Here is a 247-nt window from a genome sequence, read left to right on the forward strand (position 1 = left end):
CACCCGCTTCGCCTACTGGGCCCAGGCCGAGCTCGTCACCATGGCCACCGACCTGGCCGAGGTCCTCGGCGGCGCCATCGCCCTCGCCCTGCTGTTCGACCTGCCCCTGATCTGGGGCGGAGCGATCACCGCGGTCGTCTCGATGGTGATCCTGAAGGTCGTAGACCGCTTCGGGCAGAAACCCTTCGAGCGTGTCGTCACGACGATGCTGCTCGTCGTCGGCATCGGGTTCGTCGCCAGTCTCTTC

The 247-nt window shown here is 67.2% G+C and carries 1 protein-coding gene; it reads left to right on the plus strand.

The annotated features are described in order from the left end of the window. On the plus strand, positions 1 to 247 hold a 247-nt coding region (locus TOK_RS31410), incomplete at both ends, for a divalent metal cation transporter (RefSeq protein ID WP_172457897.1).

The sequence above is a fragment of the Pseudonocardia sp. N23 genome, assembly GCF_002583555.1.
In the GTDB taxonomy this organism is placed as follows: Bacteria; Actinomycetota; Actinomycetes; order Mycobacteriales; family Pseudonocardiaceae; genus Pseudonocardia.